The 20659-nt window shown below is 64.7% G+C and carries 13 protein-coding genes and 1 tRNA gene; 12 read left to right on the plus strand and 2 right to left on the minus strand.

Features of this window, described 5'->3' with window-relative positions:
• The first annotated feature begins 139 nt into the window (after nucleotides 1-139).
• The 3 genes from ATF69_RS13515 (at nucleotide 140) to ATF69_RS13525 (ending at nucleotide 3947) form a co-directional block, all read left to right on the plus strand.
• Nucleotides 140-994, plus strand: a complete 855-nt coding sequence (locus ATF69_RS13515; RefSeq protein ID WP_121943488.1) for a BPSS1780 family membrane protein — start codon at nucleotides 140-142, stop codon at nucleotides 992-994.
• Entirely contained in the window at nucleotides 942-1733 is a 792-nt protein-coding gene (locus ATF69_RS13520; RefSeq protein ID WP_146871292.1) for a FecR domain-containing protein, read from the plus strand. Before ATF69_RS13515 ends, ATF69_RS13520 begins: the two co-directional genes overlap by 53 nt.
• Before the next feature lie 261 nt (nucleotides 1734-1994).
• A complete protein-coding gene (locus ATF69_RS13525; protein WP_146871293.1) occupies nucleotides 1995-3947 on the plus strand; it encodes a PhoX family protein in 1953 nt (650 codons plus the stop codon).
• A gap of 167 nt (nucleotides 3948-4114) precedes the next feature.
• On the opposite strand, the gene ATF69_RS13530 is transcribed toward ATF69_RS13525, so the two are convergent.
• Complete coding sequence (locus tag ATF69_RS13530; RefSeq protein WP_146871294.1) at nucleotides 4115-6589, minus strand: UvrD-helicase domain-containing protein; 2475 nt, start codon at nucleotides 6587-6589, stop codon at nucleotides 4115-4117.
• Nucleotides 6590-6632: 43 nt separating this feature from the next.
• Here ATF69_RS13530 and ATF69_RS13535 point away from each other — a divergent pair, with 43 nt between their 5' ends.
• On the plus strand, nucleotides 6633-7358 hold the full coding sequence (locus ATF69_RS13535; protein ID WP_146871295.1) for a hypothetical protein: 726 nt from the start codon (nucleotides 6633-6635) through the stop codon (nucleotides 7356-7358).
• A gap of 204 nt (nucleotides 7359-7562) precedes the next feature.
• A complete protein-coding gene (locus ATF69_RS13540; protein ID WP_056061124.1) occupies nucleotides 7563-8540 on the plus strand; it encodes a GMP reductase in 978 nt (325 codons plus the stop codon).
• Between the two features lie 42 nt (nucleotides 8541-8582).
• On the opposite strand, the gene ATF69_RS13545 is transcribed toward ATF69_RS13540, so the two are convergent.
• Nucleotides 8583-9464 carry an alpha/beta hydrolase gene (locus ATF69_RS13545; RefSeq protein ID WP_099729621.1) on the minus strand — a complete coding sequence of 294 codons (882 nt, stop codon included), beginning with the start codon at nucleotides 9462-9464 and terminating at the stop codon, nucleotides 8583-8585.
• Nucleotides 9465-9674: 210 nt separating this feature from the next.
• On the opposite strand from ATF69_RS13545, the gene ATF69_RS13550 reads away from it, so the two are divergent.
• The 7 genes from ATF69_RS13550 (at nucleotide 9675) to ATF69_RS13580 (ending at nucleotide 20653) form a co-directional block, all read left to right on the plus strand.
• Nucleotides 9675-10559: an NAD(P)-dependent oxidoreductase gene (locus ATF69_RS13550; protein ID WP_099732032.1), complete on the plus strand. Its 885-nt coding sequence runs from the start codon at nucleotides 9675-9677 to the stop codon at nucleotides 10557-10559.
• A gap of 83 nt (nucleotides 10560-10642) precedes the next feature.
• A tRNA-Lys gene (locus tag ATF69_RS13555) sits at nucleotides 10643-10718 on the plus strand.
• A 497-nt stretch (nucleotides 10719-11215) separates the two neighbouring features.
• The gene (gene bcsB / locus ATF69_RS13560) at nucleotides 11216-13591 is read left to right on the plus strand and encodes a cellulose biosynthesis cyclic di-GMP-binding regulatory protein BcsB (protein WP_233193706.1); all 2376 of its coding nucleotides are present in this window, start codon (nucleotides 11216-11218) and stop codon (nucleotides 13589-13591) included.
• Nucleotides 13584-14738: a cellulose synthase complex periplasmic endoglucanase BcsZ gene (gene bcsZ, locus ATF69_RS13565; RefSeq protein ID WP_099729620.1), complete on the plus strand. Its 1155-nt coding sequence runs from the start codon at nucleotides 13584-13586 to the stop codon at nucleotides 14736-14738. The genes bcsB and bcsZ overlap by 8 nt, the downstream gene beginning before the upstream one ends.
• The gene (locus tag ATF69_RS13570; protein WP_158641488.1) at nucleotides 14735-18652 is read left to right on the plus strand and encodes a cellulose synthase subunit BcsC-related outer membrane protein; all 3918 of its coding nucleotides are present in this window, start codon (nucleotides 14735-14737) and stop codon (nucleotides 18650-18652) included. The genes bcsZ and ATF69_RS13570 overlap by 4 nt, the downstream gene beginning before the upstream one ends.
• Nucleotide 18653: 1 nt before the next feature.
• Nucleotides 18654-20474 (plus strand): BcsE family c-di-GMP-binding protein, encoded by a 1821-nt coding sequence (locus ATF69_RS13575; protein WP_158236066.1) that lies wholly within the window; start codon nucleotides 18654-18656, stop codon nucleotides 20472-20474.
• A complete protein-coding gene (locus ATF69_RS13580; protein ID WP_143227243.1) occupies nucleotides 20471-20653 on the plus strand; it encodes a hypothetical protein in 183 nt (60 codons plus the stop codon). Before ATF69_RS13575 ends, ATF69_RS13580 begins: the two co-directional genes overlap by 4 nt.
• The last annotated feature ends 6 nt before the right edge of the window (nucleotides 20654-20659 follow it).

Raw genomic sequence — 20659 nt, forward strand, 5'->3', positions numbered from 1 at the left:
CCTGGCCCAGCCACCGGTTTGGGGCGGTGGGGTAAATTCGGCCTTATTCGCCCACCCGACATCCGATGCTGCTCGGCGCCCCCTGTTGGCGCCAGGGCACACTTGCCAGTGCGGGCCTCTCCTCCTTTCCAACGTATTCATGAAACTCCACATCGTTCCCGCACGCACCGGCATGGCCTGGGTCAAGCTCGGCGTTCGGGCGTTCTGGCGGCAGCCCATGGCGCTGGCTGCGCTGTTCTTCATGACCATGGCGGCCATGTCGCTGGCCACGATGATTCCGCTGGTGGGGCCGGCCATTGCCCTCGCACTGCTACCGTCGGCCACGCTGGCCATGATGGTGGCCGCGGCGCAGGCATCACAAGGGCGGTTTCCGATGCCCACGGTGCTGCTGGTGGCCTTTCGCACCGGGCGCGAGCGGCTGCGCGACATGCTCACACTGGGTGTGCTGTATGCGGTGGCTTTTCTCGGCATCATGGGCCTGTCGGCCCTGCTGGACGGCGGCCAGTTTGCGCAGGTTTACCTGGGTGGCGCGCCCATGACCCGAGAGATTGCCGAGAACCCGGACTTCCAGCGCGCCATGTGGCTGTCGATGCTGCTGTACCTGCCCCTGTCGCTGCTGTTCTGGCATGCACCGGGCCTCGTGCACTGGCATGGCGTGCCGCCGGTCAAGGCGCTGTTCTTCTCCATCGTGGCCTGCGTGCGCAACTTTGGCGCGTTCCTGGTCTACGGGCTGGGCTGGCTGGGGGTGTTTTTGCTGGGCGGGCTGGTGGTCAGCATCGTGTCGGCCCTGCTGGCCGTGGCGGGGCTTGCGGGATCGATGGCCGGTGGCATCATGGTAGGCGCTGCCATGATGATGGCGGCCATGTTCTTCACCTCGGTGGTCTTCACCTTCCGCGACTGCTTCGAGCCCCCCTACACCCCCCAGCAAGAAGAGGCGCCCCATGACAACCCGCCCCCCAGCCCCCCTGGCGCACCACCTGCAGGGCCGCTCTGACGACGAGCTGGTCTGGTTCCAACGGCGCAGCGTGGTGCAGGCTGCCGCGCTGTGGGTGGCAGGCGGTGGCTGGTCGGCCGCCCATGCGCAGGCGCGCAGCAACATCGTGGAGGTGCGCGGCGATGTGCTGCGCAATGGCGAGCCCCTGACGGCGCAGCACACCATCACCGCCAACGACCGCATCGAGACCGGGCCGGGCGCCAGCCTGGTGTTCTCGGTGGGTGACAGTGCCTTCATGGTGCGGCAGAACTCACGCATGGCGATGGAGAGCGACACCCCCACGGCCGTCAAGCTGTTGCGCCTGCTCAGCGGTGCGGTGGCCACGGTGTGGGGGCGCGGCCCCGACCGGCAGATTGCGCTGCCCACCGCCACGGCGGGCATCCGCGGCACAGGGGTGTATGCCGAGGTATTTGCCGACCAGGACCAGCGCGGCTACCTCTGCAACTGTTATGGCACGGTGGAGCTGACGGCGGGCGGCGAACGCCTGGTGAGCCAGTCCAGCTACCACCAGTCGTTCTGGGCCGAGCCCGCGCCCCGCAATGGCCGGCTGCTGACACCGGCCGGTGCCATCAACCACACGGACGAAGAAATGGAATTTTTGGCGGGGCTGGTCAACCAGCGCACCGCGTGGCAGGTGTCGGGCCGCAAGGGCGTCAAGGACGGCAGCGGGGGCGCGGCTGCACCGGCCAACAACTACGGAACCGGCAACTCCTACGGCCCGCCCGGCTCCCGGGACTGAACGCTGCTCAGCGGTACTCAGCCGCACTGAGCCGCAGCGCGCGCCGCGATGGCTGCGCGGCGCGCATTGAGGTGCCGTTACGCCGTGCGCCAGGCACCGCGTCAAACAGTCACACAAACGTCAAACCACTGTCACGGGGCGTTCCTAGGATCGCGGGCTGGACTCCATGCCACCCGCCTACTACGCCTTTTCCAACAAGGCTCCCGGTCGGATCAGGGCGTGGCATGCCCGTTCGCATACCCACTTGGAAACACCCCGAAAATGACCCAACCGACGATGCCCACCCGCCGCAAGGCCCTGCAACTGCTGGCCGGCGTTCCCATGCTGCCGCTCAGCGCCAGCGCCTCGGCCGCACTGCTGACCGCCTGCGGTGGCGGCGACTCCGCCGCGCCCGGCTATGTGTCGGCCAGCTTCACGTCGATGGCAGCCCCCACCCTGGCCAACGCCGCTGCCATGGCCACCACCACCGTGGGCTCCACGCTCAACATCAAGCTCAGCGACGACTCGGTGCGCTCGTACCAGCTGGCTTACCAGCCGTTCTTCGTGACGGGCGACATGGTGTCCGACGGCAAGGGCGGCACCATCCTGTCGGGCGGCTACTACGACATCAACAACAAGCCCATCATCGACGCCACAGTGGCTGGCAAGGAGCGCCAGTATTTCTCGGACTCGCCCGACGGCACCTCGCTGCTGACCGTGGCCAACCCTACCGTGACCGGCCTCAAGGGCAAGGCCGTGTTTGCCGTGGTGCAGTTTGAATACACCACCTGGGCGCAAGACGGCAAGACCGACATGTACGGCAAGCTGCCCTCGCCCATCGCCGTGCTGACGCTGGACCAGGACCAGACCACCGGCAAGCTGAGCCTGGTGAAGTACCACAACGTGGACACCTCCAAGGTGCACGGCCTGTGGATCACCTGCGGCGCGAGCCTGTCGCCCTGGGGCACCCACCTGTCGAGCGAAGAATACGAACCCGATGCGTTCAGCATCGCCAGCAACGCCATGTTCAAGGCCTACAGCAAGAACCTGCTTGGCGACGAAACCAAGGCCAACCCCTACCACTACGGCCACATGCCCGAGGTGACGGTGAACCCTGACGGCACCGCCAGCATCAAGAAGCACTTCTGCATGGGCCGCATCTCGCATGAACTGGTGCAGGTGATGCCTGACAACCGCACGGCGCTGATGGGCGACGACGCCACCAACAGCGGCTACTTCGTGTTCGTGGCCGACAAGGAAAAAGACCTGTCGTCCGGCACGCTGTACGTTGCCAAGGTGGGCAGCGGCTTCTCCATCGACCCGAAGGTGGGCACAGCGGCACCCCTCACCTGGATCAAGATGGGCTCGGCCACCAGCGCCGAGATCGAGAACCTGGCCAACACGCTCAAGCCCACGGACATCATGACCGTGAAGACCACCGACCCGGCCGACGCCAGCTACACCAAGATCGTGGCCAACGGCAAGACCGAGTGGATCAAGCTGAACCCTGGCATGGAAAAGGCCGCTGCCTTCCTGGAAACCCACCGCTACGCCGCCTACCTCGGCGCCAGCCTGGGCTTCACCAAGATGGAAGGCACCACGGTCAACGCCAAGGACAAGATTGCCTACTCAGCGCTGCAGAACATCCAGTCGTCCATGGTGGCAGGCAACGCCGCCAACGTGCCGGGCAACGGCATCTCGGTGCCCAAGCAACTGGTGGCCGGCGCCGTGATGGCGCTGAACCTCAAGGGTGGCCAGAAGGACACCGCTGGCGGCACCATCAACAGCGAATGGATGCCCGTGGACACCAAGGTGCTGCTGGCCGGTGAAGACATCACCGCCGACGCCCTGGGCAACACCGCCAACCCCAACAACATCGCCAACCCGGACAACCTCAAGTTCTCCGAAAAGATGCGCACCCTGTTCATCGGCGAAGACAGCAGCCAGCACGTCAACAACTTCCTGTGGGCCTACAACGTGGACACCAAGCAGTTGTCGCGCGTGATGTCGATCCCCTCGGGCGGCGAGTCCACCGGCCTGCACGCCGTGGACGAGATCAACGGCTGGACGTACATCATGAGCAACTTCCAGCACGCCGGTGACTGGGGCGCCATCCACAGCGTGGTCAAGGACACGCTGGACCCGATGATCAAGGCCAACTACAAGAACAAGAACGGCGCGGCCGTGGGCTACCTGACGGCAGCGGCCAAGCAGCCCAGCCTGAACCAGGCCTGAACTCAGCCTGAGCGAAGGGCCAACAGGGCTGCACCCGGTGCGGCCCGCTTCAAAAACCAACGGGGCCTCAGGGCCCCGTTGTCACTAGCGGCCCCGGCTTGCTATATAAACAATAGCTAACAGGGCATAAGGTACTAGCGCTAGCAGGCGATTTGGCTCAAAACGCGCTATTCGACCACCGTCAGCTTGGCCACCGACAGCGCCAGCCACTTGGTGCCGTGGCGCGGAAAGTTGACCTGTGCACGTGCGTCGTCGCCGGTGCCTTCAATGGCCAGCACCTTGCCCTCGCCAAACTTGGTGTGGAACACGGCAATCCCCGCGCGCAGGCCGTGCGATGGTGCCGCCTTCTGCACAGGCACCGGGGGGCTGGCAAACGTCTCGGATTTGAAGCCAAATTGGCCTCTAGCGCTAGATCCATATACACCACCAGCTCCTGAATTAGTAGCAAAACTAGGCGCATACGAGCCAAAGCCCTGCTGCTTGGGCGTGATCCACTTGAGGGCCGCTTCGGGCAGCTCGTCAAAAAACCGGCTCTTGATGTTGTAGCGCGTCTGCCCGTGCAGCATGCGCGTTTGCGAGTGGCTCAGGTACAGGCGCTTGCGCGCGCGGGTGATGGCCACGTACATCAGGCGGCGCTCCTCCTCCAGGCCGTCGCGGTCGCTGGCGGAGTTCTCGTGGGGGAACAGGCCCTCCTCCATGCCGCCGATGAACACGCAGTCAAACTCCAGCCCCTTGCTGGCGTGCACCGTCATGAGCTGCACAGCGTCCTGCCCAGCCTGGGCCTGGTTGTCGCCCGCCTCCAGCGCGGCGTGGGTCAGGAAGGCTGCCAGGGGCGAGAGGGTTTCGCCGGTGTCGGCGTCCACGATGCCGGGCACAGCGGGTTTCAAAGGCTCGTCGAGCACCGGCGCGTTCGGGTCCAGCCCTTGGCTCACCGGGCTTTGCACGCTTTGGATGAGCGGCGTGCCGTGCTCGTCCAGCGGCAGCGCCACCGCGTCACGGCCAAAGCCCTCTTGCGTGACAAAGCTCTCGGCGGCGTTGACCAGTTCCTCCAAGTTCTCGATGCGGTCGGCGCCTTCCTTCTCGGTGCGAAAGTGCTCCACCAGCCCCGTGGATTCGAGCATCTGCTCGATGATGCCGCGCAGGTTCAGGCCCTGGGTCTGCTCGCGCAGCACATCCACCATGGCCACAAACGCGCCCAGGTTGGCCCCCGCCTTGCCGGGCACGGCGCTCACCGCATCGTGCAACGAGCAGCCTGCGGCGCGGGCCGCGTCCTGCAGCACCTCGATGCTGCGCGCGCCAATGCCGCGGGGCGGGAAGTTGACGACGCGCGTGAAGCTGGTGTCGTCGTGCGGGTTCTCCAGCAGGCGCAGATAGGCCAGCGCGTGCTTGATTTCGGCACGCTCAAAAAACCGCAGGCCGCCGTACACACGGTAGGGGACGCTGGCATTGAACAATGCCGATTCGATCACCCGGCTTTGCGCATTGCTGCGGTAGAGCACGGCGATTTCCTTGCGCTCAAAGCCGTCGTTGCGCACCAACTGCTTGATCTCGTCCACCATCCACTGCGCCTCGGCCAGGTCAGAGCTGGCCTCGTACACGCGCACGGGCTCGCCAGCGCCTTGGGTGGTGCGCAGGTTCTTGCCCAGGCGGCGGCTGTTGTGGCTGATGAGGTGGTTGGCCGAGTCGAGGATGTTGCTGTAGCTGCGGTAGTTCTGCTCCAGCTTGATCTGGCGCTGCACATCGAATTCGCGCACAAAGTCGGTCATGTTGCCCACGCGCGCGCCACGGAAGGCGTAAATGCTCTGGTCGTCGTCGCCCACGGCGATCACGCTGCCACGCGCTTCGTAGCGCCCGCCCACCTCGTTGCCCGCCAGTTGCTTGAGCCAGGCGTACTGCAGCTTGTTGGTGTCCTGGAACTCATCGACCAGGATGTGCTGGAACCGGCGCTGGTAGTGCTCGCGGATCGGGTCGTTGTCGCGCAGCAGCTCGTAAGACCGCAGCATCAGCTCGCCGAAGTCCACCACGCCTTCGCGCTGGCATTGCTCTTCGTATAGCTGGTAGACCTCGACCTTTTTGCGGGCGTCGCTGTCGTGCGTGGGCACGTCGCCGGGACGCATGCCTTCTTCCTTGCAGCTGGCGATGAAGTACGACAGCTGCTTGGGAGGAAAGCGCTCCTCGTCCACGTTGTGCTGCTTGCACAGGCGCTTGATGGCCGAGAGCTGGTCTTGCGTATCCAGGATCTGGAACGCCTGCGGCAGCCCCGCTGCCTTGTGGTGCGCGCGCAGCAGCCGGTTGCACAGGCCGTGGAAGGTGCCAATCCACATGCCACGCACGTTGACCGGCAGCATGGCCGACAGGCGGGCCACCATCTCCTTGGCCGCCTTGTTGGTGAATGTGACGGCCAGAATGCCGCCGGGCGTGGCGTAGCCGTTTTGCAGCAGCCAGGCAATGCGGGTGGTCAGCACCCGGGTCTTGCCCGACCCCGCCCCCGCCAGGATGAGCGCATGGCCTGCGGGCAAGGTCACCGCAGCCAGTTGTTCATCGTTCAGGTGGGCCAGAAGGGGGGATGCGGCCGAGGGCGCACCGGAGTGTGGGGGCACCAGGGCATCTGGCGCACCCGAAAACGGGTCTTGTGGGAACATCCAGCCATTGTAGAAAGCACCCTGCCCCACGCCGCCTCGCACCATGAAAAACATTGCCCTCACCCTGGCCAGCCTGTGGCTGGCCCTGGCGCACGCCCCCCAGGCGATGGCCCAGGCCAGTTGCAGCAGCGACGGCACCCCCAGGCCTGTGGCCGTGTTCGAGCGCTTCATCAGCGCCGACTGCGAGTCCTGCTGGGGCGATGCGGCCACCCCGGCACCGTCAACCAAGGCAGGTGCCTTGGTGCTGGACTGGATCGTGCCGGGCAAGGCGGGCGACGACGCCCCCCTGTCGGCTGCGGCCTCGACCGACGCGCTGACCCGCCTGCAAGCCCTGGGGCGCAAGCCCCCCATCTCCACCGATGTGTACGTCACCCCGGTCGATTTAGCAGCGCGTGGCCGGTTGCGTGTGGCCCATGGGGTGGCGTTCAATGACTATGTGGGCACCGGCATCGCCTTCACCCCCTCCCCTGCCGCGCCACAGCGCACTGCGACTGCCACGCCCCTCGCCTTTTACCTGTTGCTGGTAGAGGCCATACCCGCAGGTACTGACGGCACCGTTGTGCCCCGTTACATCGTACGCAATCAGTTCGAGGGCACCTGGCCCCTGGCCCAGCGGCCCGCACGCAGCAAGGGCAAGCCGTGGGCATGGATGGAAACCCGCTCCATGCGCATCCCCGATGGCGCACAGGCCGACAGGCTGCATCTGGTTGGCTGGGTGCAGGATGCCTCGGGCAGCATCGTGGCGGCTGCCCAATCCGTATGCAGGTAATACCGGTGCCGTTATGACGGCCCTTTGGCAGGCGGGTAGAATCAATCACCGGGCCCAAGTTTCTTGACGCCCGGTTTTTTGTGCCTGCGCTCAGCAGGGTTCGGAGTGACTGTCACGTCCACTCCCGCAAAGCCGGTCTGACAGCCAAGCGCCCACCGCCGTCGAAATCGTTTGGCGGCGTCCCTTTATGGAGCTTGGAACCTCATGGAAATCTTCGACTACGACAACATCCTGCTGCTGCCCCGCAAGTGCCGCGTGGAAAGCCGCTCGGAATGCGACGCCAGTGTGGAGCTGGGCGGTCGCCGCTTTCGCCTGCCGGTGGTGCCCGCCAACATGAAGACCGTGGTGGACGAAACCATCTGCACCTGGATGGCACAGAACGGTTACTTCTACGTCATGCACCGCTTTGACCTGGACAACATCCAGTTCGTCAAGGATATGCATGCCAAGGGCTGCTATGCATCGATCTCGCTCGGTGTGAAGCAACCCGACTACGCCACCGTGGACCAGTTGGTGGCACAGGGCATCACGCCCGAGTACATCACCATCGACATTGCCCATGGCCATGCCGACAGCGTGAAGAACATGATCGGCTACCTGAAAAAGCACCTGCCGCAGTCGTTTGTGATTGCTGGCAACGTGGCCACGCCCGAAGCCATCATCGACCTGGAAAACTGGGGCGCCGACGCCACCAAGGTGGGCGTGGGCCCGGGCAAGGTGTGCATCACCAAGCTCAAGACCGGTTTTGGCACGGGCGGCTGGCAGCTCAGCGCGCTGAAGTGGTGTGCCCGCGTGGCCACCAAGCCCATCATTGCCGACGGCGGCATCCGCAGCCACGGTGACATTGCCAAGAGCATCCGCTTTGGCGCCAGCATGGTGATGATCGGCTCGCTGTTTGCGGGCCACGAGGAATCCCCCGGCAAGACAGTGGAAGTGGACGGCGCGCTGTTCAAGGAGTACTACGGCTCGGCCAGCGACTTCAACAAGGGCGAATACAAGCATGTCGAAGGCAAGCGCATCCTGGAGCCCATCAAAGGCAAACTGGCCGAAACGCTCATCGAGATGGAGCAGGACGTGCAAAGCTCCATCAGCTACGCGGGCGGCACCAAGCTGATGGACGTGCGCAAGGTGAACTATGTGATCCTGGGCGGCGACAACGCAGGCGAGCACCTGCTGATGTAACCCCCCGGGCGCGAGCCGCCGCCCGGTTAGGAGAACCTGTTCTCAGGCCCGCAGCAGGTTCTGCGCCATGTGGTGCAGGTCATGCCCGGGCTTGGCCAGGGCATCGACGATGCTGAAGTGGTTCAACCCCGGCAAGGCCACGCTGCGGGGTACAAAATGGCTGCCCCAGGCATCCTGCATGAGCTGGTTCTGGCGCAGGAACTCGGGGCTTTCATCCGCCCCGACGGCGCAATACAGCGTGCCGGTGGGCGGCTCCAGCAAGCGCGCGGGGCTGCATTGCAGCACCTGCTGTTCGGTCAGGTGCAACACCGACTGGTACATGGGCGTGTGCATGATGGGCTCTAGGTCGTGCACCCCCGAGATCGACAGCGCATTGCGCACCAGGCCATCGGGCAAACCCTTTCCGATGAGCGGCCACACGCTGGTCAGCAGCAGCGCCGCCAGTTGCCCGCCGGCAGAGTGCCCTGCTACGGTGATCCGCCGGGGGTCCCCACCATGGGCGGCGATCTGGTGCCACACCCAGCCCAGCGCCTTTTCCATCTGCCGCGCGATGTGGGGAATGGTCACCGGCGCGTCCGGGGTGCCCGGGCACAGCGCGTAGTTCACCACCACCACACAAAACCCGGCCTGGGTGAAAGGCGGCGCGATGAAAGAGTGATCCGATTTGTCGAGTGACCGCCAGTAACCGCCGTGGATGAACACCAGCACGGGCACCGCCCCACCCCCGGCACGGGCGGACGGAAACACGTCCAGGGTTTCCCCGGCACCCGTGCCATAGGCCACATCCAGCGCACAAGGGACAGTGGCTCGCACCTGGGCAGAGTCTTGAGCCCAACGCTCGAAGTAGTCCATGTGGTCAGGGACCAGGGCGCGGTTGTTGTACATGCGCTCCAGCCAGGCAGGGTCGTACAGGGGCAAGGTCATGGGCAAGGGTCTCCGATTTATGTGGGCTGCCTTCGGTGCCATACCGCAGACCGGCCAACAGGCTCGGCAGACGCAGGAACGGCGCTGGCGCTGCAGAATCATCTGGCCAATCGCCATACGCTGCAAGCTCCGTGACAGACTGGAGCGCCAAAAAGGCACATGATGACAACAGAGACGCCCTTGAATTCCTCTTTGCAGCAGAACAACGCCATGACCACCACACCGCTTCGCATCGCCGTTCTTGGCATTGGCATGATGGGGTTGCCCATGGCCAAGCGGCTCAGCGAAGCAGGCCACAGGGTGCACGCCTGGAACCGCACCCGCGCCAAAGCAGAACCGCTGGCGCAGTGGGGTGTCACCGTGCACGGCAGCCCTGCCGATGCCATCAAGGACGCGGACATTGTCATCAGCCTGCTCGAAAACGGTCCTGTCGTGGGCCAGGTTCTCTTTGAACAGGGCGCCGCGCGGGCAATGCGCCCGGGTGCTCTTTTCATTGACATGGCCTCCATTCAGCCCAGCGAAGCCCGTGACCACGCAGCCCGCCTGGGCGAGCTGGGCCTGACCCACCTGGATGCACCGGTATCTGGGGGCACCGTTGGCGCCGAAGCCGGCACTCTGGCCATCATGGCCGGCGGAAGGCCCGAGGACTATGTCCGCGCCCAGCCCGTGTTTGCCTGCCTGGGGCACGCCACGCATGTGGGGCCACACGGTGCCGGGCAGCTGGCCAAACTGGCCAACCAGATGATCGTGGGCATCACGATTGGCGCCGTGGCCGAAGCGCTGCTGTTTGCCGCCAAGGGTGGTGCCGACATGGCCAAGGTCCGCGAGGCCATTAGCGGCGGTTTTGCCGACAGCCGTATCCTGCAACTGCATGGGCAGCGGATGGTGGAACGCGACTTTGCCCCCAGGGGCCGGATGGCGGTCCAACTGAAGGACATGCGCAATGCGTTGGCCACCGCCCGGGAAACAGGTTTCGACGCCCCCATCACTGCCCTGTTTGAGGCCTTGTATGCCGAAGGTGTGGACCACGGCCTGGGCGAACTGGACCACAGCGGCCTCTTCGTCGAGCTGGCCAGCCGCAACGCAATGCAATAATTTTTGGACGCGACTTGCAGAGTGTCCAAAAACTAGTGCATAATTCGAGGCTCTGCAGCGATGCAGACAAATTTTAAAGATTTGGGTTCTTAGCTCAGTTGGTAGAGCAGCGGACTCTTAATCCGTAGGTCGAGTGTTCGAGTCACTCAGGACCCACCAAATCAAGCCGCAAGGCACAAAAAGCCTGCTACCCATAAGTAGCAGGCTTTTTTGTTTCCAGACCGATTGTTTCTCCGCTCGCGGCAACCCGGCCCCCAGGCCCGGAGTCGTCCGCCGGCAGCACCATCGTCTGGCCGCCTGGGGCCCACGGCCCCGGTGTCCACCTTCCACGGGTGGCAACGGATGTGTCTTTGCAAGAACCACCGCGTGTTCTGTCCGCCGTCAGCCCGCCAGGGAGCATGCCATGCGCCATGCCATGGTGACCAGACAGTGCTACAGACGCGCACCGTTTTTTCGAACCATGAATCCAGGCAATTACTCTTCACGTACCTGCTGCAGTCGGGCAACAACACTGCTGGCAAAGCAATTGCAAACAAATGTCCTGCGAAGCGGCACAACCCGGCCCCATCGATACACTTTGTCACACAAGTGACACCACCCAGGCATGGGTCCGATGCGCCCCATCCTTCAGGTACGAGCCAGCAAAAAAGAACACTGTGAAATCCACTTCTGCAACCCGCGCGCTCCCTCTTTTTGTCGCGCTGATCACTGCCGGGCTGATCTCAGCCCCCGCCCCGCAAGCCAACGCCCAGACCAGCAAGGCCCGCAGCGCTGTGGCCAAGGAAAAGGCTCAGACCCGCCAGGAGCGCGAGTCAGCACGTGCAGTGCAGGCCAACGACAGCGCGATCGGAGCCAGCCCATCGGACACTCCTACGCTGCCCGCACGGCAGTGGAAAGTCAGCCTCAAGGAACTGGGCGTGGGGCGCCCTGTTTCTTTGCGCGGCGTGGAGAGTGAGGCCAGTGTGGGTGTGGGGGTGCGGCGCGACGAGATCGTCGAAGCCGCCAAGCTGCGCCTGACCTTCACACTGTCACCTGCGCTGATCCCGTCACTGTCGCATCTCAAGCTGATGCTCAATGACGAAACCCTGCAGACCGTGGTGCTGGACAAGGAGCGCCTGGGCACCCCGCAGACGGTCGAGCTCAACATCGACCCGCGCTACTTCACGGATTACAACCGGTTCCGCTTCCAGTTCATCGGCCACTACACGATGGAATGTGAGACGCCCACCCACTCCAGCCTGTGGGCCACCATCAGTAACGACAGCCAGCTGGAGCTTTCGTTGCGGCAGATTCCTCTGCGCAATGACCTCGCGCTGCTGCCTGCGCCGTTTTTCGACCCCCGGGACAACCGCCCCGTCAAGCTGCCGTTTGTGTTCGGCGATCAACCCAGCACCGGTACGCTCAAGGCGTCAGGCTCCATTGCCAGCTGGATCGGCATGCTGGCAGGCTACCGAGGCAACCAGTTCCCGGTGCTGGAAAACCAGCTGCCCCGCTCGCACGCCGTGGTGCTGGCCACCAACAGCCACCGTCCCGCGTTCCTGCAGGACATGGCACCTGTGACCGAGCCCACGATCTCGATGGTCAACCACCCCGAAGTGCCAGGCGCCAAACTGCTGCTGGTGCTGGGCAAAGACGATGTTCAGCTGCAGATGGCGGCAGATGCCCTGGCCCTGGGGAAAGCGGTTTTGTCCGGGCAAACCATTGCTGTCAAATCGCTGGACTATCCCGCGCTGACCAAGCCCTATGACGCCCCTCGCTGGATCACCACCCAGAGGCCCGTGAAACTGGCCGAGCTGGTGGGCAGTCCTTCGGACCTGCAACTGCGTGGCACGGTGCTCAACGACACGGTGAACATCTACACCCGCATGGCCCCGGACCTGTTCACCTGGAACGCCAAAGGCGTGCCGCTTGACCTGGCCTATCGCTACACCCCCAGCAGCGTTTCGGACCATGGCAGTCTGAACATCTCCATCAACAACCAGTTCATCCAGTCCTATCCACTGCAGTCGCGAGACGAGCGCACCAGCGGCAAGAACACGGTGATGTTGCCCCTGTTCGATGACGGGAACGCCCAGAACCGTTCGGACCTGAAGATTCCTGCCTTCATGATTGGCGGCGACAACCAGTTGCAGTTCGCGTTCCAGATCCCCCCCAACGACCTGGGCCGCTGCAAGTCCGCGCCGCCGACCGAACTGTTTGCGGCCATCGATCCGCAGTCCACCATCGACCTCACGGGTTTTCGCCACTACCTGGCCATGCCCAATCTGGCGGCCTATGCCAACAGCGGCTTTCCGTTCACCCGGGTGCCCGACCTGGCCCAGACGTCCATCATCCTGCCCAACCAGCCCAGCACCGCAGACATCGAGGTCTTCCTGACCTCCGTGGGCCGCATGAGTGCATCGACCGGTTATCCAGGTACCCGCTTTCAGTTGCTGCGCGCCGCAGACGCCAACAAGGCGGGCGACACGGACATCCTGATCGTGTCGCAGGCCGACGCCGATGGTTTGCTGGAGCAATGGAAGAACCATCTGCCGGCGCTGCTGGCCGCTGGCGCACGGTCCGTCCAGCCCCTGGAGCGGGCCCTGGGATCATTCATTGAGCTGTTCAACCTGGAGTCCGAACACCGCCTCTCCGCGTCCGGCGGGCAAGCCGTGCTGCAAGGCACAGGGCCGCTGGCTGCCGTCACCGGTTTTGAATCGCCCTTGCACAGTGGGCGCAGCGTGGTGGCGCTCACCGCCACCGACAAGGAAGCCATGGGGCTGCTGAGCCAGAGCCTGAACGATGCGGGCAAGATCAAGAGCCTGCGCGGAGATCTGGGCTTGATGCGCGGCGACGCCATCGAAAGCTTCCGCATCAAGCCTGTGTACTACGTGGGCGACCTGCCATGGTGGCAACGCCTGTGGTTCCACCTGCACAGCCACCCCTTGCTGCTGGCCTTGGCGGGCATCGCCACCGGCCTTCTGCTGACCTTTATCGTTTATGGCGCTTTGCGCACCATGGCGCGCCGCCGACTGGCATCCCAGCATGACTGAGTCCCTTCGTCGGCGCACGGCCCTGCAGGCTGGCGGCGGTGCTGCACTGCTGTCCTGGCTGCCAGGCCTTCGCGCGCAACCCCAATCCACGGCAGAACGCCCCGGGTGGCCCGCCTGGGAAGCGTTCAAGGCGCAGTTCATCAACGAAGGCGGCCGCGTCATCTCGGATGATGCGGGAGGAGGACAGACCTACTCCGAAGGCCAGGCATACGCCTTGTTCTTTGCCTTGGTGGCCAATGACCGAACCACCTTCGACAAGCTGCTGCGCTGGACGGAAAACAACCTGTGCGACGGCGATATGACCGCCCGCCTCCCGGCCTGGCTATGGGGTAAACGCCCCGATGGCACTTGGGGTGTCATCGACAGCAACGCCGCCTCGGACGCCGACCTCTGGATAGCCTACGCGCTGGGCGAGGCAGGCCGCCTGTGGAACGTGCGCACCTACCGCGCACTCTCTGCCTTGCTGGCGGCCCGCATCCTGCGCGAAGAAACCGCGCAACTGCCCGGCCTGGGACTGACCCTTCTGCCAGCGCCCCAGGGCTTTGCACAGAAGGACGGACGCTGGCGCCTGAACCCCAGCTACATGCCCATGCACCTCATGCACTGGCTGGCAGCAGAGGACCCCCAGCCCGAATGGAGGCAACTGGTGGACAGCTCGCTCAAGGTCATCCAGGGCGCTTCACCCAAGGGCTTCACGCCCGACTGGACCGTGTACGACCCTAAACAGGGCTTTCTGGTGGATGACAAGGGCAAGGAAAAAGGCCAGGGCAGCTACAACGCCATCCGCGTCTATCTGTGGGCGGGCACGTTGCACGCCAACGCTCCCGGTCGCAAGGCCTTGCTGGATACCCTGCAGCCTATGGCACGCTTCGTGCGCGAACAGGGATACCCGCCTGAGTCCATCGACATCCTGACAGCCCAAGCCTCGGGCCCCGCACCCTCGGGGTTCTCGGCTGCAGTCCTGCCATTTTTGCGGGCAGTGGGCGACGACCGCACTCTGCAATCGCAGCGCATGCGCCTGGAGGCCCGCCCCTTGCGTCCCACGGCTTACTACGAGCAGGTGCTCGGCTTGTTTGGGCTGGGCGCCATGGAGGGGCAATATCGCTTCACTGCAAACGGCCAACTCACTGTGCGATGGAAACCGTGAAACGCCGTACACACCGCTGGCTCCCCTCCCTGACCTTGCTCGCCGCCGCCTGCCTGCCCGGGCAGCACGGCGTGCACGCCAGCACCCCACCCGCCATCGAAGCTGAGCTGCTCAGCGGCGCCCGCCTGTGGGCCAGCAAAAACCGGCCGGATATGGCCCGCCAGCTGGTGGACAAGCTGCTGGCCATGGACCCGAACTCTCCCGAAGGGCTGGCGACGCTGGGAGACTTAGCGCTGCGCGAAAAGAAAAGCGACGAGGCCCAGCGCGTGCTGGCCACCTTGCGCGCACGCCACCCCGGCCATGTGCTGACCCAGGAACTGGAAACCCTGGTACGCGTGTATGGCCCCGACCGCGAAAAACTGGCCCAGATGCGCTTGATGGCGCGCGCAGGCCGCAAGGCCGAGGCCGCCGACTTGGCGCGCGAGCTGTTCCCGCAAGGCCCGCCCACGCTCGGCGGACTGGCGCTGGAATACCACCAGATCATGGGCTCCACCGCCAAGCAGAGCACCGAATCCCAGCGCCAGCTAGCCAGGCTGTACCAGCAGACCAGGGAGTCCCGCTACCGGCTGGCACAGCTGGAGCTGCGCATGTACCAGGGGGGCAACCCGACGGCCGTGGTGCAGGAGATCGAGGCCCAGGCAAAGCAGCCCGATACGAACGCCCCACAGCTGCAAGACCTTTGGCGTCGCGCCCTGGACCGGCTGGCCAACACCCCAGCGAACCTGCCCCGCGTGCGCGCATTTCTGCAGCGCTACCCGGCTGATAGCGCCATGGTGGAACGATTGGCCGCCATGCAACAGGCGGTCGAGCGCGCAGAGCGCGCGGCCCGCGACCCCGCCAACATCGCCCGCCAGGCAGCGCGCACGGCCCTTGACCAAGGCGATATGGAGTTGGCGGAAGAGCAGATCCAGGCGACGCTGGCTTTGCGCCCCCAGGACGGAGAAAGCCTGGGAAACCTGGGGTTGATACGCCTGCGCCAGGGCCAGCATGCGCAAGCGCAGGACCTCTTCAGCCAGGCCTATGCGTTCACACGCCAGAGCCGCTGGAAGGACTTGCAGGCCACTGCCAGATTCTGGGGACTGCTGCGACAGGCCGACAGAGCCGTCGAACAGAACGAACTGGTCACGGCAGCCAGCCTGGCCGAACGCGCGCTGCAGATGCAACCCCAAAGTGCTGACGCATTGACCACCCTGGCGAGCATTCGCGACCTGCAAGGGGACCATGCGCTGGCAGAGAATTTCTACCAACAAGCCATCCAACAGGAGCCCAACAGCACCTCCGCCCTCAAAGGCCTGGCAAGTCTCTATGCCCGCACCGGGCGGGTGACCAAAGCGCTGTCCCTGCTGGCCGAGGCTGCCGCACGTGACACCACACTCTCAGAAAAACTCGCCAGTGCCCAGGCCGACGTGCTGGTGGCCCAGGCGGAGGACGACCTGCAGGCCCAGCGCCTGGGCCCCGCACTGCGTGCCTTGGAGTCGGCAGTGGTACTGACCCCCGACGATGCCTGGATAAGACACCGCCTCGCACGTATTTACATACGCCTGGGCCGCCCCCAAGAAGCACTGCACGCCATGGATGAGGGTGTGGCGCGTATTCCGTCCGGCGCCGTCGGTGCCGAGATGTTGTATGCCCGCGCCCTGATACGTTCTGCCCTGGACGAAGACAGCGCTGCCCTCGCGGACATGCAGCGGATACGCTCCGCCGATCAGACAGACGCCATGCGCTCGCTGGTGCGGCGCTCTCAGGTCAAGTCGCTCGTCACTCAGGCCCTGAAACCCCTGCCTGCCGCAGAGGTCAAGGCACTGCTACAACAAGCGGAACAAGAAGCGGGCAATGAAGCAGACCTGCTCTACAGCGTTGCCAATGCCTGGTTTCGCCGCGCACAGCCCGCGCGGGGCGTGGCAGTCTTCCATCGCCTGGCAGCGCGTGTCCCCACGCTGGCGCCAGACACGCAGCTGGACTACGCACAGCTGCTCAACCGGGCGGAGGACGATGCCGGCCTCGCCGAGCAATTGCCTCGTCTGCTGCAAGCCAAGGGCTGGAGCGCGGAGCAGGAAGACCGGCTGGTAGCGCTGTATGCAGCGCACCAAGAGCGGCTCATCGAGAAGCAGCGGCAGGCCGGACGTACCAACGAAGCCTCGCGCCTGGCACGCCAGGCGACACCCCTGCCGGACACACTCTCCACACCACGCCAACGCAGCCTGGCCCAGGCACGGTTGCTCATGGCTGCAGCCGAATATGCCGATGCCGCCCAGTTGCTCAAGCCTTTGGCATCCGCACAACCGGATGATCTGTCTGTTCGCATGGCGCTGGCGGACACCCTGTCACGACTGCAGGACACCGGAGACCGGCGGGCTGCGGCCAATGAGGCCGACTGGTTGAAAGACCGCATCCCTCCGAGCGATGTGGGGCAGCAACTGGCACTGCTACGCATCTGGCAACGTATTGGCCGCATGGACGAAGCGCGTGCATTGGCGACCCGTCTGCTGGACGGTTTTCCGCAAGACAGTGACGTGCTGCTGCATGCAGCGCGCCTGGAGCGGGCCAACCGCAACTACGCACAGGCCATGGTGTTCTTCCGCAGTGCGCTCATGCTGGAGACGCGCGGAAAGATCGCCCCCCCTGCTGCAACGGCCCCAGAAAGCCAGGCCCCGGTGCCGATTGATTCCGACCTACCACTGGCTCTCCAGCAGAGTTACACACTGTCCGTCCCCGCCGACCCGGCCGTCGTTGCCAAGATCCAGGGCGAGATCGATGCCATCGAGGCACGGCGTCAGCCTCGGATCGAAGCGGGACACCAGGCGCTGAGCAAGCGCTCCACGGACGGAATCTCCAGCCTGCGCGGCTGGGAACGTCCTGTGGTGGCGTGGATGCCGCGTGCCTACGACGGGCACTATTTCTTGCACGTGGATCGGGTGCAGCTGGATGCGGGCGATCTCCCCGCCGATGGTCCAGACCTGCTCACTTACGGGCAGGTGGCGGCACTACCACCGGGGTCCTCCTTTGCCACCGAGCGACGCCAACGGGGCCAGGGCACCAACCTGGGTTTCGGCTATGTGGGAGACGATGTCCAGTGGGACATCGGAACCACTGGGGTTGGATTTCCGGTGACCAATGTCGTAGGGGGCCTGTCCAAAACCGGCGATCTGGGCCGCTACAGCTACAAACTCGAAGCGTATCGGCGCCCCATCACTGGCAGCCTGCTGTCGTACGCAGGGGCACGCGATCCCATCACAGGCCAGGTATGGGGCGGCGTGGTAGCAACGGGCGCTGCAGGCCGTCTTTCTACCGACATTGGGCCCTACAGCACCTCGCTGAGCCTGAGCCTGGCCGCCCTCACCGGCAAAAATGTGGCAACCAACACCCGCGCCCAGCTGCGGTGGGCACTGGACCGCGATGTATGGCGCCACAGCGATAGCGTGGTCAACCTCGGTGTTGCCGTCTCAGCTTGGCACTATGGCAAAGACCTGTCCGAATTCAGCTTCGGCCACGGCGGCTATTACAGCCCACGCAACTACGTATCCGTCGCCCTGCCACTGGAATGGAGTGGACGCCGCGGCGCACTGACCTGGCTGGCACGCGGGTCCGTCTCTGTATCGCGCAGTAGCAGTGGCGACAGCGACTATTTTCCGCAGAGCGCACTCCTGCAGGCACTGGCACGTGCGCGGCTGGCGGCCGACGGTGGCGTTCCGGTGTACGCGGGCAGTTCGGGCTCGGGTTTCGGGCGTTCGTTCCGGGGGGCACTGGAATACCAGGTCACACCCCATCTCGCACTGGGTGCACAGCTGGAGCTGGATCGCTCGGCCTACTACGCGCCCACCAATTTCATGGTGTATGGCCGCTACCGCTTTGAGCCCGGGAACGCTCCACTGGACAACCGCCCACGGCCGGTGCAGACCTATTCCAGCTTCTGACATGTCCTCTGCCGCTTCATCCTCACGCAAGAGCCCACCTGCAACCAGTGTGCTGCACTCGCTCGCCCAGCGCCTTTGGCCCTCTTTGGGTACAGCCAGCGCCATCCAGCGACCGACAAGCATCGGCATCGCAGGCCTGCCAGACGGCATTGGCCAGTTGCCATCCCATGTGCCCGTCTCTTTGGTTGCCGCCGACAGCAGAAGCGCTGCGGCATGGTTTCCCGCGCTGATCGAAGACGCTTTGGCCGCTGGCCCCTTGGGGCTGGTGGCGTCCAGCACGCAGTGGCTGGACGAGTTGCTGGAGTACCCCGAGCTACGAGCGGCTTACCGCGCTGGTCGGCTCAAGCTCTGGGCGCTATCGCCTGGGTTGCAGGCGCAAGTACAGCGCCATGGACTCAGTCCACTCGTGCAGGAGCTTGAACGGACCGGTCTGCTGCCACAGCACGCGCTGTATCTGTGCGACACACAGAACCTGCTGTCCGGACTGAACATTGCCCAACTCGCACATGTCAGCGACCAGCTCAGCGCCCTGTGCCGCCAACGGCAGCGCCCGGTGGTACTGGGGTTCACCCCGCCGCTGGATGCCACTGCCCTTTTGCCAACGCTGCGCAACCTGTGCCAGATGTCCATGCACATCGCCACCTTGCATGCTGACGCTGACCGCTGGCGCCTGAGCCTGGACCGCTGGGGTTCGGACACCGGGGCGCTGTTTCAGACCGGCTTTGGCCTGGTGCAAGACGCCAGCACACACCGACTGACTGCCGACGGCACGCGCACCCAAGGCGCTACCCCCGAACTGGTCACTGCAGCCGACCAATGGGGCGTGCTGGCAACCCGGGCATCGGTGGAGGGGCAGCGCGGTATCCCTGGCCACTGGCGCATCGTCGATGGGCTGGAGGACATCGAAGTGGCTGCTGCGACCTGCGTGGCCTCCACGGTGCTGATCGACGCGGGCTCTGCGGGGGATTTTGAATCCCGCGCACGCCTGGTGCACCACCTGCGTCTCTCGCGCCCCCCAACGCTCAAGATTGTGGTGCGCGAGAACCTCGGCAAGTTGCGCACCCACAGCGAACAGGCACTGCTGCAACTGGGCGCCAGCGCGGTGGTCTACAAAGAGGTGGGTTTCTCGCGACTGCTGCAACTGCTGCAGGACATCAACGCTCAGAGCCACACCCGCAAAGTCCACCCCGACTACGCTCAGGCGCTCGACAGCTTCATGCCCCCCCGCGAGCGGGGCTACCAGGCCCCGGGACGATTCTGTACGTTGGTACGCGGCATGCTCGACCGCACCCATGACATTGGCCTGTCGCACAGTCTGATACGGCTCAACATGCTGGACCGGATGCCGCACCTCGATGCTTTGCGCGCCTGCCACACCTCGCGCGATGGCGACTTGTTCACGGCCGACCACGAAGCGATCTACGTGTTCCTGTTCGCCTGCCGGGAGCCCGATGTAGAGCTGGCACTGCAACGGGTATTCGCGCTGCCGCTGACCCAGCTTTTCACTTCGCAAGCTACGGACTGCTCAGCGCCGGGCATACGCGCGATGACTGAACAGTTGCAAGAATCCCTGCGCAAGGGCTTACCTGACTACAGTGCCATCTTGGCAGCAGTCAGCGCCCCCACACCTGCCGCCCTGGAGGCTCCTCCTGCCACGCCCTTGGCGCAGTTAAGAGAGGATGCGCTGGCACTGCCAAAGCACACCAACGTAGAGAGCCAACAGTCCGCGGCCTCGCCGCTCGTTGTGACAAGACCGCAAATGCGACCACGCCCTATCGGACAGCGCGCCGCGCCACGCCCCCTTGGAAGGACGTCTGCATGACGGCATGGATGCTTGTTTACGTGCTGCTGGGCGTCTTGCTGGCTTGGCCGTGTGGTTGGCTGCTGCGCCGCGTGCTGAAGGGGCGCCAGCCGTTACGCTGCGTGCAGCCCTATCGGCCAAACCTTCCGCAAAGCGAGTCGCCCATTACCCAAAAAGGTGGGATGACCAAAGCCCCATGAACAAAG

The organism is Acidovorax delafieldii, assembly GCF_007993815.1.
Lineage (GTDB): Bacteria > Pseudomonadota > Gammaproteobacteria > Burkholderiales > Burkholderiaceae_C > Acidovorax > Acidovorax delafieldii.